The sequence below is a fragment of the Microbacterium sp. KUDC0406 genome (genome assembly GCF_021582875.1).
Classification (GTDB): Bacteria; Actinomycetota; Actinomycetes; order Actinomycetales; family Microbacteriaceae; genus Microbacterium.
The window spans coordinates 1,005,609-1,018,762 of record NZ_CP091138.1; the positions used below are offsets into that span (position 1 = coordinate 1,005,609).

At 70.4% G+C, this 13,154-nt stretch carries 10 protein-coding genes and 3 pseudogenes; 9 read left to right on the plus strand and 4 right to left on the minus strand.

All coding sequences use genetic code 11. The features are described 5' to 3' along the window. The first annotated feature begins 21 nt into the window (after positions 1–21). Positions 22–2,270: pseudogene (locus L2X99_RS05135) on the plus strand (RelA/SpoT family protein). Here L2X99_RS05135 and L2X99_RS05140 read toward each other — a convergent pair. After that, a complete protein-coding gene (locus tag L2X99_RS05140) occupies positions 2,249–2,593 on the minus strand; it encodes a hypothetical protein (RefSeq protein ID WP_236124733.1) in 345 nt (114 codons plus the stop codon). The pseudogene L2X99_RS05135 and the gene L2X99_RS05140 overlap by 22 nt on opposite strands. A gap of 287 nt (positions 2,594–2,880) precedes the next feature. Further along, positions 2,881–4,161, minus strand: coding sequence for a DUF349 domain-containing protein (locus L2X99_RS05145; protein WP_236135714.1), 1,281 nt, complete (start codon positions 4,159–4,161; stop codon positions 2,881–2,883). A gap of 264 nt (positions 4,162–4,425) precedes the next feature. Here L2X99_RS05145 and nirB point away from each other — a divergent pair, with 264 nt between their 5' ends. From nirB to L2X99_RS18205, 5 genes and pseudogenes are all read left to right on the plus strand, one after another. After that, positions 4,426–7,002 carry a nitrite reductase large subunit NirB gene (nirB, locus tag L2X99_RS05150; RefSeq protein WP_236135715.1) on the plus strand — a complete coding sequence of 859 codons (2,577 nt, stop codon included), beginning with the start codon at positions 4,426–4,428 and terminating at the stop codon, positions 7,000–7,002. A gap of 2 nt (positions 7,003–7,004) precedes the next feature. Continuing rightward, positions 7,005–7,379, plus strand: a complete 375-nt coding sequence (gene nirD, locus L2X99_RS05155; protein ID WP_442923513.1) for a nitrite reductase small subunit NirD — start codon at positions 7,005–7,007, stop codon at positions 7,377–7,379. Then, complete coding sequence (cobA, locus tag L2X99_RS05160; protein ID WP_236124730.1) at positions 7,376–8,131, plus strand: uroporphyrinogen-III C-methyltransferase; 756 nt, start codon at positions 7,376–7,378, stop codon at positions 8,129–8,131. Before nirD ends, cobA begins: the two co-directional genes overlap by 4 nt. Then, positions 8,128–8,949 (plus strand): annotated as a pseudogene (locus tag L2X99_RS05165) (uroporphyrinogen-III synthase); the annotation flags it as partial. The gene cobA and the pseudogene L2X99_RS05165, both read left to right, overlap by 4 nt. Before the next feature lie 143 nt (positions 8,950–9,092). After that, positions 9,093–9,251 (plus strand): hypothetical protein, encoded by a 159-nt coding sequence (locus tag L2X99_RS18205; RefSeq protein WP_329608170.1) that lies wholly within the window; start codon positions 9,093–9,095, stop codon positions 9,249–9,251. A 55-nt stretch (positions 9,252–9,306) separates the two neighbouring features. Here the strand turns inward: L2X99_RS18205 and L2X99_RS05170 are convergent, their stop codons facing one another. Beyond that, entirely contained in the window at positions 9,307–10,221 is a 915-nt protein-coding gene (locus L2X99_RS05170; protein WP_236135716.1) for a formate/nitrite transporter family protein, read from the minus strand. A gap of 132 nt (positions 10,222–10,353) precedes the next feature. Then, positions 10,354–10,644: a hypothetical protein gene (locus tag L2X99_RS05175; RefSeq protein WP_236124726.1), complete on the minus strand. Its 291-nt coding sequence runs from the start codon at positions 10,642–10,644 to the stop codon at positions 10,354–10,356. Between the two features lie 81 nt (positions 10,645–10,725). Here L2X99_RS05175 and L2X99_RS05180 point away from each other — a divergent pair, with 81 nt between their 5' ends. The 3 genes and pseudogenes from L2X99_RS05180 to L2X99_RS05190 all read left to right on the plus strand — a co-directional run bounded on the left by L2X99_RS05180 (position 10,726) and on the right by L2X99_RS05190 (position 13,144). Then, on the plus strand, positions 10,726–12,057 hold the full coding sequence (locus tag L2X99_RS05180; protein WP_236135717.1) for a replication-associated recombination protein A: 1,332 nt from the start codon (positions 10,726–10,728) through the stop codon (positions 12,055–12,057). A 184-nt stretch (positions 12,058–12,241) separates the two neighbouring features. Further along, positions 12,242–12,870, plus strand: a pseudogene (gene rpsD, locus L2X99_RS05185) (30S ribosomal protein S4). 82 nt (positions 12,871–12,952) lie between these two features. Continuing rightward, a complete protein-coding gene (locus tag L2X99_RS05190; RefSeq protein WP_236124722.1) occupies positions 12,953–13,144 on the plus strand; it encodes a hypothetical protein in 192 nt (63 codons plus the stop codon). The last annotated feature ends 10 nt before the right edge of the window (positions 13,145–13,154 follow it).

Below are 13,154 nucleotides of genomic sequence, written 5' to 3' on the forward strand. Positions count from 1 at the left end.
TCTGATCGGAGGTGTGAGCGTATGGCGGAGCCGCAGACGACGTCGCAGGGATCGAGTCTGCGCAGACTCGTGCCCCGGATCTTCTCGCGTGCTCCCCGGGTCAACGACCTCGACAACCTCATCCGCACCGTGCGGGTCAACCACCCGCGGGGCGACCTCCCGATCATCGAGCGGGCGTACACCGTCGCCAAGGAGAAGCACGAGGGGCAGCTGCGCCAGAGCGGCGAGCCCTACATCACGCATCCGCTCGCCGTCGCGCAGATCCTGGCCGAACTCGGCCTCGGACCCCGCGCCGTGGCGGCGGCGCTGCTGCACGACACGGTCGAGGACACCGGGTATGCGCTGAGCGAGCTGCAGGCGGAGTTCGGCGACGAGGTAGCGATGCTGGTCGACGGCGTCACCAAGCTCGACAAGGTCAAGTACGGCGAGAGCGCCCAGGCGGAGACCGTCCGCAAGATGATCGTCGCGATGTCGAAGGACATCCGCGTGCTGCTCATCAAGCTCGCCGACCGTCTGCACAACGCCCGCACCTGGGGCTTCGTCCCGCCGGAGAAGGCGGCGAAGAAGGCCAAGGAGACGCTCGAGATCTACGCTCCGCTCGCACATCGCCTGGGCATCCAGGCGATCAAGAGCGAGCTCGAGGACCTGTCGTTCGCCGTGCTGCATCCGAAGATCTACGCCGAGATCTCCAGCCTCATCACGCAGCGCACCCCGCAGCGCGAGAAGTACCTGCAGCAGGTCATCGAGGCGATCGACGAGGACCTCCGCGATCTGCGCATCCGCGGCAAGGTCGCCGGGCGACCCAAGCAGCTGTACTCCGTGTACCAGAAGATGGTCGTTCGAGGTCGCGAGTTCGACGACATCTACGACCTGATCGGCATCCGTGTGCTGGTCGGCTCGGTGCGCGACTGCTACGCGGTGCTCGGCGCGATCCATGCCCGCTGGACGCCGCTGCCCGGCCGCTTCAAGGACTACATCGCCACACCCAAGTTCAACCTGTACCAGTCGCTGCACACGACGGTCATCGGCCCCAGCGGACGCACGGTCGAGATCCAGATCCGCACCCACGAGATGCATCAGCAGGCGGAGTTCGGCGTCGCCGCGCACTGGATGTACAAGGAGCGGATGAACGGCGGCAAGGCCGACGCGAAGCCGATGGACACCGAGATGGCGTGGCTCGCGCACATCTCGGACTGGCAGGCCGAGACCGCCGATCCGAGCGAGTTCCTCGACTCGCTGCGGTTCGAGATCGGCGCCAAAGAGGTCTACGTCTTCACCCCGAAGGGGCGGGTGATCGGCCTCCCGGCTGGTGCCACACCCGTGGACTTCGCCTACGCCGTGCACACCGAGATCGGCCATCGCACCATGGGTGCCAAGGTGGGCGGCCGTCTGGTGCCGCTGGAGACCGAGCTGCACAGCGGCGACGTCGTCGAGGTGTTCACCTCGAAGAACCCGGATGCCGGGCCCAGCCAGGACTGGCTGACGTTCGTGAAGAGCACGCGCGCACGAAACAAGATCCGCGGCTGGTTCACGAAGGAGCGCCGCGAGGAGGCGATCGAGCAGGGCAAGGAGGCCATCGCCAGGGCGATGCGCAAGCAGAACCTGCCGCTGCAGCGCCTGATGAGCCAGGACTCCTTCGCCCAGGTCGCCCAGCAGCTGCGCTACGAGGACGTCTCGGCCCTGTACGCGGCCGTCGGCGAGGGACACATCTCCACGCAGCACGTCCTCGAGAAGGTCACCGCACTGGTCGGCGTGGAGGACACCTCCACCGGAGCGATCGATCTTCCCGGCCGGGTTCCGGTGAAGGAGCCGCGCGGAGGCGACGCCGGCGTGCTGGTGCGCGGCGACAACGACATCCTGGTGAAGCTCGCACGCTGTTGCACCCCGTGCCGGGTGACCCGATCGTGGGCTTCGTCACGCGGGGGAGTGGCGTCTCCGTGCACCGGGCGGACTGCGTGAACGTGAAGGCGCTGAGCGCAGATCCCGCGCGCTTCGTCGACGTGGCGTGGGCGCCCACGACGAAGAGCGTGTTCCGGGTGCAGATCCAGGTCGAGGCGCTGGACCGCTCCGGTCTGCTCTCCGATGTCACCCGGGTGCTCAGCGAGCACCACGTGAACATCCTCTCGGCCACGGTCACGACGACCGACGAGCGCCTCGCGCTGAGCAGATTCGTGTTCGAGATGGGCGATTCCGTGCATCTGGACCGAGTGCTCAACGCCGTGCGCCGGATCGACGCCGTGTACGACGTCTACCGCGTCACCACCTCCTGACCGGCCGGCTCCGCGAGCAGAGCCAGCGCCGCACGTTTGCCAGGGGCTCGCGGACGCTCGCCGATCGCGTCGTGGGTGCGCGTGCCGAGGCCGGGCACGACCTCGAGCAGCGCGCGCAGCCAGCGCGCGCTCTCCTCGTCACGATGGGCGGCGAACGCGAGCGACATCGCGACCGCGTCCACCGACGCCACCGGGATCCCCGAGAGAAGGATGCGCTGCGCTCCCTCCAGCGCGACCTGATGAACCGCGATCCGCGACCCGGGGCGCAGCCGCGGTACCGGCGGCATCCGCTCGGCAGACGTGATGACGCACCGGCGGCGCATCACCGGCGCCGTGCACCCAGGCGGCGCTGGGCCCGCACAGCGCTCCGCCGGGAGGGATGAGCGTTGCCAGCGACAGCGCCCGCGCTTCGGGACCCTCGACGGTGTCCGCCGGCAGGTAGCCCTCTCCGACCTCGACCACGTGCCCGTCCAGGCGCGCGGCGCCGAGCTCGGCGAGACTGAGCCGATCACCGGGCAGATAGATCAGGGCGGGATGCACCCTGACAGTCTGATGCCGGTGCCCCCGCGATGGGGCCACCGGCACCGGACTGTGGATAAGACGACGGAGATCAGCCGCCGAGCGCGGACAGCCAGGCGCGTCGGGCCTCGAGGGCGTCCTTCGCCTCCTTGACCGCCTTGGCGTCTCCCGCCTTCTCGGCAGCGGCGAGCTCGGCCTCGAGCTTCTCGATCGCCTCGACCAGCTGCGAGCTCATGTCGTTCGCGCGCGCCTTCGTCTCGGGGTTGTTGCGCTTCCAGTCGACGTCCTCGCGACCCTTGAGCGCCTGCTCGATTCCGCGCAGCCTGTCGTCGAGCGCGCGCTCCTTGTCGCGCGGGAAGATGCGGCCGACCTCATCCCACTGCCGCTGGATGCGGGTCAGCAGAGCACGGGCCTTCTTGATGTCCGACTCGTCGGCGACGGCCTTCGCCTCGACCAGCAGTGCCTCGCGCGCCTCGATCTTCGGCGCGGAGTCGGCCTCTTCGGCGGCGGCCTGCTCGGCACGCGCCTGGTACAGAGCGTCTCCAGCCGCCTTGAACTTCGCCCACAGTGCGTCGTCGGCCTTGCGGCCGGCCCTGCCCGCGGCCTTCCACTCGTCGAGCAGTCCGCGGTACGCGGGGATGCCGTCGACACCGCCGGGCGCGAGTGCCTCGGCGCGCTCGACCAGACGGGTCTTGGCGTCACGGGCGACGCGGTGAGTGTCATCCAGCTCGGAGAAATACGCCCGTCGCGCCTTGTCGACGGTCGAGCGTGCGTCGCGGAAGCGCTTCCAGAGCTGCTGCGCGGCACCCTTCGGCAGTCGGGGACCGGTCTGCTGGTGCGCCTGCCACTTGTCGAACAGCGCCGTCAGGTCGGCGGTGATCTGCTTCCACTGCACCTTCGAGAGGTCGAGTGCGGCGATCCGCTCCGCCTCCTCGACGATGGCGGTGCGCTCCACGATGGCGGCGTCGACAGCCTCCTTGGCTGCCTGCGCCTCCTGGGCCGAGGCCTCGGACAGCGAGTCGAGCAGGGTGTCGAGGCGGGCGCGGAGACCGGCGAGGTCGCCCACGGCGGCGGCATCCGCCAGCTCGCCGACGATGTGCTTCGCCTGCTTGGAGAGGTCGGCGGCGGAAGCCTCGCCGGTCTGCACGCGCTTCTCGAGCGTGCCCACCTTGATCGCGAGGTCGTCGTACTTGCGCGCGAAGTAGGCGAGCGCCTCGTCCGGCGTGCCGTCGGGGTACTGGCCCACCGCGCGCCAGGTGTCGCCCTCGCGGACCTCGACGGTGCCGTCCTCGACGACGCGGCCCCATTCGGCGGCATCGGACGAGACCGGCGCGGACGGCGCGGCGGGCTTCGCCACCAGCTTCGGCGGCATCGGCAGGCGCGGGGGTGCGGGGACGGGGGAGTCGGCTTCGACGGCTCGGACACGGTGATCTCCTTGCGCGGCTGCCCGCGGGAGTGGGAAAGGACGTCGTCCAGCCTAGTATGCGCCGGCGCCTCCGTCCGGGCCGGTCCTGCCGGAATGCTCACGGGCTCGTTACCCATTCGTGAGAAGAGTGTTCGCTGTCCGTAACACGGGACCGGAGTTCCGCGAAACACCTCCCGCCTAACGTCGCACTCAGACGACCGGGGAGGCGACATGAAGCATCAGGGAACAGCGGTATCGGACGTCCTCGTGGTGGGTGCCGGCATGGTGGCCCACCGGTTCGTCGAGAGCCTTCTCAGCAGGGCCGGGACGGAGCTGACGGTCACGATGCTGGGCGAAGAGGGGCGTGGTCCGTACGACAGGGTGGGGCTGACCTCGTTCTTCAGCGGGACGACACCCGAAGGGCTCGCCCTGGACGGCGCCGTGTTGGCCGATCCCCGGCTGAGGTTCAGCCCGAGGGACAGGGTGACACGCATCGATCGCGGATGCCGCGCGGTGCGCACCGCGTCGGGAGCCGCGCACGGATACCGGACGCTGGTGCTCGCCACCGGGTCGGCCGCCGCCCGCGTGGTGCTGGACGGCGCCGATCTGCCGGGCTGTTTCGTGTACCGCACGCTCGGCGACGTCACCTCGCTGCGCCGGTTCATCGAGCGCCGGCGCGCCCGGCTCGGCCGGCCGCTGCGCGGCGCGGTGATCGGCGGGGGACTGCTCGGACTGGAGGCCGCGGGCGCGCTTCAGGAGATGGAGGTCGAACCCACGGTCGTGCAGTGGTCGGATCGGCTGATGTCGGCGCAGCTCGACCTTGCGGGCGGCACGATGCTGCGCCGGCTCATCGAGGCCCGCGGCATCGCGGTGCGCACCCGGAGCCGCACGACGCGGCTGGACCCCGACGGGTCCGGATGCGTCGCAGGGCTGGAGTTCCAGGACGGCGACTATGCCGAGGCGGACGTCGTGGTGTTCACGGTCGGCGTGCGTCCGCGGGACGAGCTGGCGCGCGATGCGGGGCTGGCCGTGCATCCGTCGGGCGGCGTGATCATCGACGAGGGCTGCCGCACCGCCGACCCGCACATCCTCGCGATCGGGGAAGTGGCGAGCTATGACGGGCGCTGCGTCGGACTCGTCGCACCCGGCTATGCGATGGCCGAGGTCGCCGCGACCCGGCTGCTCGGCGGCGACGCATCCTTTCCCGGCTTCGACGACGCCGCGAAGCTCAAGCTCTCCGGCGTCGATGTCGCGAGCTTCGGCGACGCGATGGCCGCCACCCAGAACGCGCTCGACGTCGTCTACGCGGATCCTGTCGCCGGCGTGTACAAGAAGCTCGTGCTCTCCGACGACGCGACCACGCTCCTCGGGGGCATCCTGGTCGGCGACGCGTCCGCCTACGGGGCGCTGCGTCCGCTGCTGGGCACGGCTCTGGGCGCAGACCCCGGCGCCTACCTGGTGCCGGCCGGCGAGGGAGGCGTTCCTGACACGGCGCTTCCGGATGCCGCCGTGGTGTGCTCCTGCTCCAACGTCACCGCTGGACGCATTCGCAGCGCCGTGCACGAGGACGGCTGCCGGGATGCCGGCGCGGTCAAGGCGTGCACCAGAGCGGGGGCGACCTGCGGCTCGTGCTTCGTGATGGTCAAGAAGATCGTCGGACAGGAGCTCACCGCATTGGGACAGGCGCCGTCGGACGCGCTGTGCGAGCACTTCGATCTGTCCCGACGGCAGCTGTTCGACGCGGTCCGCGTGTCGGGGCTGAGCACCTTCAGCGGGATCATCGCGCGATTCGGCCGCGGGCGGGGATGCGACGTCTGCAAACCCGCCCTCGCGAGCATCCTCGCCGTGCTGGTCGGCGAGCACGTGCTCGACGGCGAGAACGCCGCTCTGCAGGACACCAACGATCACGTCATGGCCAACATGCAGAAGGACGGCACCTACTCGGTCGTCCCGCGGATGCCCGGCGGCGAGGTGACACCCGCAGGACTCATCGCCATCGGGCGGATCGCCGAGGACTACGGGCTGTACACCAAGATCACCGGAGGGCAGCGCATCGACATGTTCGGAGCCCGGCTCGAGCAGCTGCCGCAGATCTGGGGGCGCCTGGTCGACGCGGGCTTCGAGTCCGGGCAGGCGTACGGCAAGGCGCTGCGCACGGTCAAGTCCTGCGTCGGATCCACGTGGTGCCGGTACGGCGTGCTGGACTCGGTCGGCATGGCCGTGCGTCTCGAGCTGCGATACCGGGGCCTGCGCTCACCGCACAAGCTGAAGGTCGGCGTCTCGGGATGCGCTCGCGAGTGCGCGGAGGCCCGGTCCAAGGACGTCGGCGTGATCGCGACCGAGACGGGCTGGAACATGTATGTCGGCGGTAACGGCGGCTTCTCCCCGCGGCATGCGGAGCTGCTGGCGTCGGACCTCGACGACGACGGGCTGATCCGGGCGATCGACCGGTTCTTCATGTACTACATCCGCACCGCGGACAGGCTGCAGCGCACGGCACGCTGGTGCGAGGAGCTCGACGGCGGCCTGGACGGGCTGAAGGAGGTCATCTTCGAGGACAGCCTCGGCATCGGCGCCGATCTCGATGCGGCGATGGCTGCGCACGTGGACCGTTACGAGGACGAGTGGGCGGCGACGCTGCGCGACCCCGAGAAGCTGCGGCGCTTCGAGTCGTTCGTGAACGCCGCGGACACCCCGGATCCGTCGCTGGCCTACGTGCCGGAGCGCGGGCAGGTGCGTCCGGCCACTGCCCGGGAGCGGAGCGCGGACGTGCTGATCGCCGGAACCACGCTGGAGGTGCGCAGATGACGATGACGGCCGAGGCGGCCACACTGATCCGGGTGTGTGCGGTGGACGATCTCGAGGTCGAGCGCGGCAGGGCCGCGCTCCTGGGAACGGCCCAGGTCGCGCTGTTCCTGCTCGCGGACGGCAGCGTCCGCGCGGTCGACAACCTCGATCCTTACAGCGGTGCGAACGTGATCTCGCGCGGCATCGTGGGCAGCAGAGGCACGACGCCGACGATCTCGTCACCGATGCACAAGCAGGTGTTCGACCTGGGCACCGGCGAGTGCATCGACGCGCAGGGGAAGGACGCCCTCGCCCTGCGGTCCTACCCGGTCGTCGTGCGGGACGGCGAGGTGCTGCTGGAATGGGCGCAGCTGCCGGATGCGGAGGGGCGGCGATGACCGGCCGCGTCGATCTCGTCGGCGGCGGCCCGGGGCCGGCCGATCTGATGACGGTGCGCGCCATGCGCCTGATCGCTCAGGCCGAGGTCCTCGTGATGGACCGGCTGGGACCCGGACACGAGATCCTGGACATGCTCGGACCCGACGTCGAGATCATCGATGTCGGGAAGCACCCAGGGCATCATCCGGTGCCGCAGGAGGAGATCAACCGCATCCTGGTCGATCGCGCGGCCGCGGGCAGAAGAGTGGTGCGGCTGAAGGGCGGCGACCCGTTCGTGTTCGGGCGCGGCGGCGAGGAGGTGCTCGTCTGCCGAACCGCGGGGATCCCGGTGACCGTGACGCCGGCGCCGTCCAGCGCGACCGCCGTGCCTCAGGCTGCCGACATCCCGGTGACCCAGCGCGGCATCGCGTCGGCCTTCCACGTGGTCAACGGCCAGGCGCCGATCACTGCGAGCACTCTCGCGGCGATGGCGGACGAGACGGTCACCACCGTGGTGCTCATGGGTGTCGGAGCGCTGGGCGGCATCGTCGCCGCCGCACGCGCGCACGGAGTTCCCGACGATCGTCCGATGGCCTTCGTCGAGAGCGGTCACACCCCGGACCAGCGCACCACCCGGACGAGCCTGGGCGCTGCGCTGCAGGATGCCGCCGCGGTGATGCTGCGGAACCCGGCAGTGATCCTCATCGGCGATGTGACCAGGGCCGGTCTGCTGCTGCCGGTGGCCCAGGTGGCCGGGCCCGCGGTGGCATGACGAACCGGCATCCTGACGACGGCGCGCTCACCGGGTGCACGATCGCCCTCGCCGCCGACCGTCGTGCCGCCGACCTCGGCTCCGCGCTCGAGAGGCACGGGGCGGAGGTGTACCGCGCACCAGCGATGGCGATCCTTCCGATCGCCGGCGACGAGCACCTCCTGGATCGCACGAGAGCACTCATCCGGGAGCCGCCGGACGTCATGGTCGTGACGACGGGCGTCGGGCTGCGCGGGTGGATGGATGCCGCGCACGAGAGCGGGCTGGCGGAGGCGCTGTCGACAGCGCTCGCGCGGACGAGGTTCGTCGCCCGCGGGCCGAAGGCGCACGGGGCGATCCTGCAGGCCGGCTTCGCCGCGGAGTGGGTGGCGGCCTCCGAGACCTCCGCAGAGGTGGGGAGGCACCTCGTCACCGAGGGCGTCGCGGGTCTGCGCGTGGCGATCCAGCATCACGGGTCGGGCGCCGATGGCCTCGACACCCTGCTCGCGGCGCACGGTGCCGACGTGGCCAGCATCACGGTGTACCGGTGCGGCCCTGCACCGGATCCCGCCCTGGTGACGCGTTCGGTGCAGGAGGCGGCGGGCGGCGAGCTCGACGGGGTGCTCTTCACCTCCGCGCCCGGCAGCGCTGCCTGGATCCGCTGGGCGGCCGAGGAAGGCGTCGTCGACGGGATCCGCTCCCGTGCGGCGGCGGGCCGGCTGCTGATCGCGGCCGTCGGACCCGTCACCGCGGCGCCGCTGCAGGCGGCGGGCCTTCGCACGACGATCGCCGAGCGCGGGCGCCTGGGTTCCCTGGCACGCTGCGTCATCGATCATCACCGCAGCGGGCGGGCGCCACGGCTGGCGACATCCGCCGGTGTCCTGGAGGCGCGGAGCGGGGAGCGCTGCTGGACGGACGCTTCATCCCGCTGTCGAGGGGCTCGGCGGCCGTGCTGGGGGCGCTGTTCGACGCGGGCGGGCGCGTGCTCTCACGCCACGAGCTCACCCGGCTCACGCGGGGCGGCCGCAGCGCGCACGCGGTGGAGATGTCGATCGCCCGGCTGCGCGACTCCCTGGGTGCGGCCGATGTCGTCAGGACGGTCGTCAAGCGCGGGTATCGTCTGGCGGTCACGGATGCCTGAGTCGCGTGACGATGCGGGGGCCGACGGCGGACGCCGGCCCCCGCATGACGACGGCTCATAGGACGGCGACAGGCTCGTGCTCTCGCTCGCGCTCGTCGGCGGCCGCTGCGGTCCGCGGCGCGACCGACGTGTCGACGATTCCGCGCCGCCGCAGCGCGGTCGTGCGCACCGCCCGCATCCTCGGATGCCCGTGTGTGATGTACAGCGGCAGTCCGACCAGAAGCAGGCCGCCGATGAGATTGCCGAGCACGGTGGGGATCTCGTTCCAGATCAGGTAGTCCCAGAGCGTGAAGTCCGCGCCGAGCAGCAGGCCGGAGGGGAACAGGAACATGTTGACGACCGAGTGCTCGAACCCCATGTAGAAGAACAGCATGATCGGCAGCCACATGCCGAGGATCTTGCCCGTCGTGCTCTCCGAGGCGAGGGCGAGCACCACTCCGGTGGAGACCAGCCAGTTGCACAGGACTCCCCGGATGAAGAGCGTGAGCATCCCTGCGGCGCCGTGATCGGCGTATCCGATCGTGCGGGCATGACCGATCTCGCCGATCGCGTGACCGACCGGACTGGGATCGGCCGAGAAGCCGTAGGTGAAGTACACGGCCATCAGCACGGCCACCAGGAACGCCCCGCCGAAGTTGCCGAGGAACACCAGCCCCCAGTTGCGGAGCATGGCCGGAAGCGTCGCCCCCGGCCGGCGAGCCATGACGGCGAGCGGGCCGAGGGTGAAGACTCCCGTGAGCAGGTCGTAGCCGAACAGGTACAGGATGACGAATCCGACCGGGAACAGCACCGCGCCCAGCAGAGGCTGGCCGGTCTGTGCGCTCACCGTCACGGCGAACGCCGCACCCATCGTGAGCAGGGCTGCGCCCATGAAGGCGCGGATGAGCGTGTCTCGCGCTGACAGCTGCATCTTGTGGGCACCGGCGTCGACCATTCGATCGACGAGCTCGGCGGGCTTGATGTACGACACGGGACCTCCTGAGGACGGGAGCACAAGGCTCGCTGTGCTGCCCAGGATCCACGGCCCGCGTTTCGCGGAGCGGCGCCGGAGGTTACGGACTCGGTGCGAACTGCTCACACCCGAGGAGGAGTGCGGTGAGGCTCACTCCGCCGGAGTCGAGGTCGGGGACGGTGATCCGGTCGGGGTCGGGTCGGGTGACGGCGTCACGACGGTGCTGGGTGACGGCGTGGGTGACGGCGCCGTCGCCTCGGCGTGCGCGACCTGGCTCGCGATCGCCGCGATCACGAGGATGCCGCCGGCGACACCGGCGATGACGTTGTCGCGGGTGCGCGTACGGACGCGGTTCTCGTACCAGGCCGTGCGTGCCGCGTATCGTCGCGCGCGCTCCGCCTGGACACGTGAGCGCTGAGCATCGTTGCCGCGTCCGGCCATCGTCGTCCTTCCTGAGGGGGAACAGTCGATGCGAGCCTACCGGCCGGGGCCGCTGTCGGAGTCACCCCGTAGCCTGGAGACATGAGCTCTCCCGCATCCCTGATGTCCGGCCGGACGCCCCTGGCCGTGCGGATGCGTCCGGTGTCGCTCGATGAGGTCGCCGGCCAGCAGCACCTGCTGCGTCCCGGCTCGCCGATCGTCGCCCTGGCCGATCCCGATGCCGCGGCCCCGGGCGCCGTGTCGATCATCCTCTGGGGTCCTCCGGGCACCGGCAAGACCACGCTCGCGCAGGCCATCGCACGCTCCTCGGGGCGCCGCTTCGTCGAGCTCTCCGCGATCACGGCGGGCGTGAAGGATGTGCGCGAGGTCATGCAGGAGGCTGTCACCCAGCGCGACCTGTACGGGCAGACGACCATCCTGTTCCTGGACGAGATCCACCGCTTCACGAAGGCGCAGCAGGACGCGCTGCTCCCCGGTGTGGAGAACGGCTGGGTCATCCTCATCGCCGCGACCACAGAGAACCCCTCCTTCTCGGTCATCTCGCCGCTGCTCTCGCGATCGCTGCTGCTCACGCTGCAGCCGCTCACCGACGACGACATCGGACTGCTGATCGATCGCGCGGTGACGGATGCCCGCGGTCTGAACGACACGGTCGTCGTGCAGCCCGGCGCGCGTGCCGCTCTGATCCGGCTGGCATCCGGTGACGGGCGCCGTGCGCTGACCGGCCTCGAGGCGGCCTCAGCGGTCGCTCTGTCGACGACCGATGAGGAGGGTGTCCCCGAGGTCACCGACGACGACGTCGCGCAGGCCGTCGACAAGGCGCTGCTGCGCTACGACCGCCAGGGCGACGAGCACTACGACGTGATCAGCGCGTTCATCAAGTCGATCCGAGGGTCGGATCCGGATGCCGCGCTGCACTACCTCGCGCGGATGATCGAGGCGGGGGAGGACCCGAGGTTCATCGCGCGGCGACTGGTCATCTCCGCGGCCGAGGACATCGGGCTCGCCGATCCGCAGGGACTCGTCATCGCGACGGCCGCGGCCGACGCCGTCGCCTTCATCGGGATGCCGGAGGGACGCATCCCGCTCGCCGAGGCCACGGTCTACCTCGCGACCACGGCGAAGTCGAACGCCGCCTATGTGGGCATCGACAAGGCGATCGCCGACGTCCGCGCCGGTGGCTTCGGCAGGGTGCCGCTGCACCTGCGCGACGCGCACTACCCCGGCGCGAAGCGGCTCGGCCACGGCAAGGGCTACCGCTATCCGCACGACGCGGAGGCCGGTGTGCTCCCGCAGCAGTACCTGCCCGACGAGCTCGACGGCCGGCGCTACTACGAGCCCAAGCCGCTCGGTGCGGAGCGCGACGTGGCCGCCCGGCTCGACCGCATCCGCCGCATCCTCGGCGACCGCTGAACCGCGCGACATCCGATCAGGCACGATCTGATAGCATTGACCGGCTCGAAACCGAGTTTTCGGGCATCCCTCCGCTCCTGCAACACTCTCCGACGCGCCCCGGCGTGCGCATCGGAGAGGGGAATCGAGGCGATACGTCCGCGGGCCGTGAAAGACACGGCCGCGTCATCGGAAGGAATGCTTCGTGGTCACGAAGTCCCAGGACCGCCGCAAGGTCCGTCTCAGCCGCGCGCTGGGAATCCCGCTCACCCCCAAGGCCGCCCGCTACCTCGAGAAGCGTCCCTACGCTCCGGGTGAGCACGGTCGCACCAAGCGCAAGGCCGACAGCGACTACGCCGTCCGTCTGCGTGAGAAGCAGCGTCTGCGCGAGCAGTACGGCATCCGCGAGAAGCAGCTGCGCATCGCGTTCAACGAGGCCCGCCGCAAGGACGGCCTGACCGGTGAGAACCTGGTCGAGCTGCTCGAGATGCGTCTCGACGCCCTCGTGCTGCGTGCCGGGTTCGCCCGCACCACCGCGCAGGCCCGTCAGCTGGTCGTGCACCGTCACATCCTGGTCGACGGCCAGATCGTGGACCGCCCGTCGTTCCGCGTGAAGCCGGGTCAGCTCATCCACGTCAAGGCCAAGTCCGAGGCTCTCGAGCCGTTCCAGGTCGCAGCCGCCGGCGGTCACGCCGAGGTGCTGCCCCGGTCCCGGGCTACATCGAGGTCGAGCTCGACAAGCTGCAGGCGCGCCTCGTGCGTCGCCCGAAGCGCGCCGAGGTCCCCGTGACCTGTGAGGTCCAGCTGGTCGTCGAGTACTACGCGGCTCGATAAGGCACTGGGTGCCTGAGCCGGTCGAAGGCTCGCACGAGAGGCGTCGGGGAATCCCCGGCGCCTCTCGTCATAGGATGGCGGAATGAAGAATCTGCTGTGGCTCCTGATCGGCGTGATCGGCGGGTTCGTCGCTGCGCACTTCATGAACAAGGACCCGCGCGGCCACGACGTCCTCGCCGACCTCGACTCGCGCATCACCGAGTTCACCAACATCGTCGGCGACGCGTACCGTGCGGAGGCGGCGCGGCTCACCGAGCCCGGCGCAGAAGCCTGACCCGACCCCT

What these genes read in the sequence shown, in the direction of transcription:
- L2X99_RS05140 (WP_236124733.1), bottom strand. Translation starts at nt 2,593, where the DNA reads ATGCGCCGCCGGTGCGTCATCACGTCTGCCGAGCGGATGCCGCCGGTA.
- L2X99_RS05145 (WP_236135714.1), bottom strand. Translation starts at nt 4,161, where the DNA reads ATGCCGCCGAAGCTGGTGGCGAAGCCCGCCGCGCCGTCCGCGCCGGTC.
- nirB (WP_236135715.1), top strand. Translation starts at nt 4,426, where the DNA reads ATGAAGCATCAGGGAACAGCGGTATCGGACGTCCTCGTGGTGGGTGCC.
- nirD (WP_442923513.1), top strand. Translation starts at nt 7,005, where the DNA reads ATGACGGCCGAGGCGGCCACACTGATCCGGGTGTGTGCGGTGGACGAT.
- cobA (WP_236124730.1), top strand. Translation starts at nt 7,376, where the DNA reads ATGACCGGCCGCGTCGATCTCGTCGGCGGCGGCCCGGGGCCGGCCGAT.
- L2X99_RS05175 (WP_236124726.1), bottom strand. Translation starts at nt 10,644, where the DNA reads ATGGCCGGACGCGGCAACGATGCTCAGCGCTCACGTGTCCAGGCGGAG.
- L2X99_RS05180 (WP_236135717.1), top strand. Translation starts at nt 10,726, where the DNA reads ATGAGCTCTCCCGCATCCCTGATGTCCGGCCGGACGCCCCTGGCCGTG.
- L2X99_RS05190 (WP_236124722.1), top strand. Translation starts at nt 12,953, where the DNA reads ATGAAGAATCTGCTGTGGCTCCTGATCGGCGTGATCGGCGGGTTCGTC.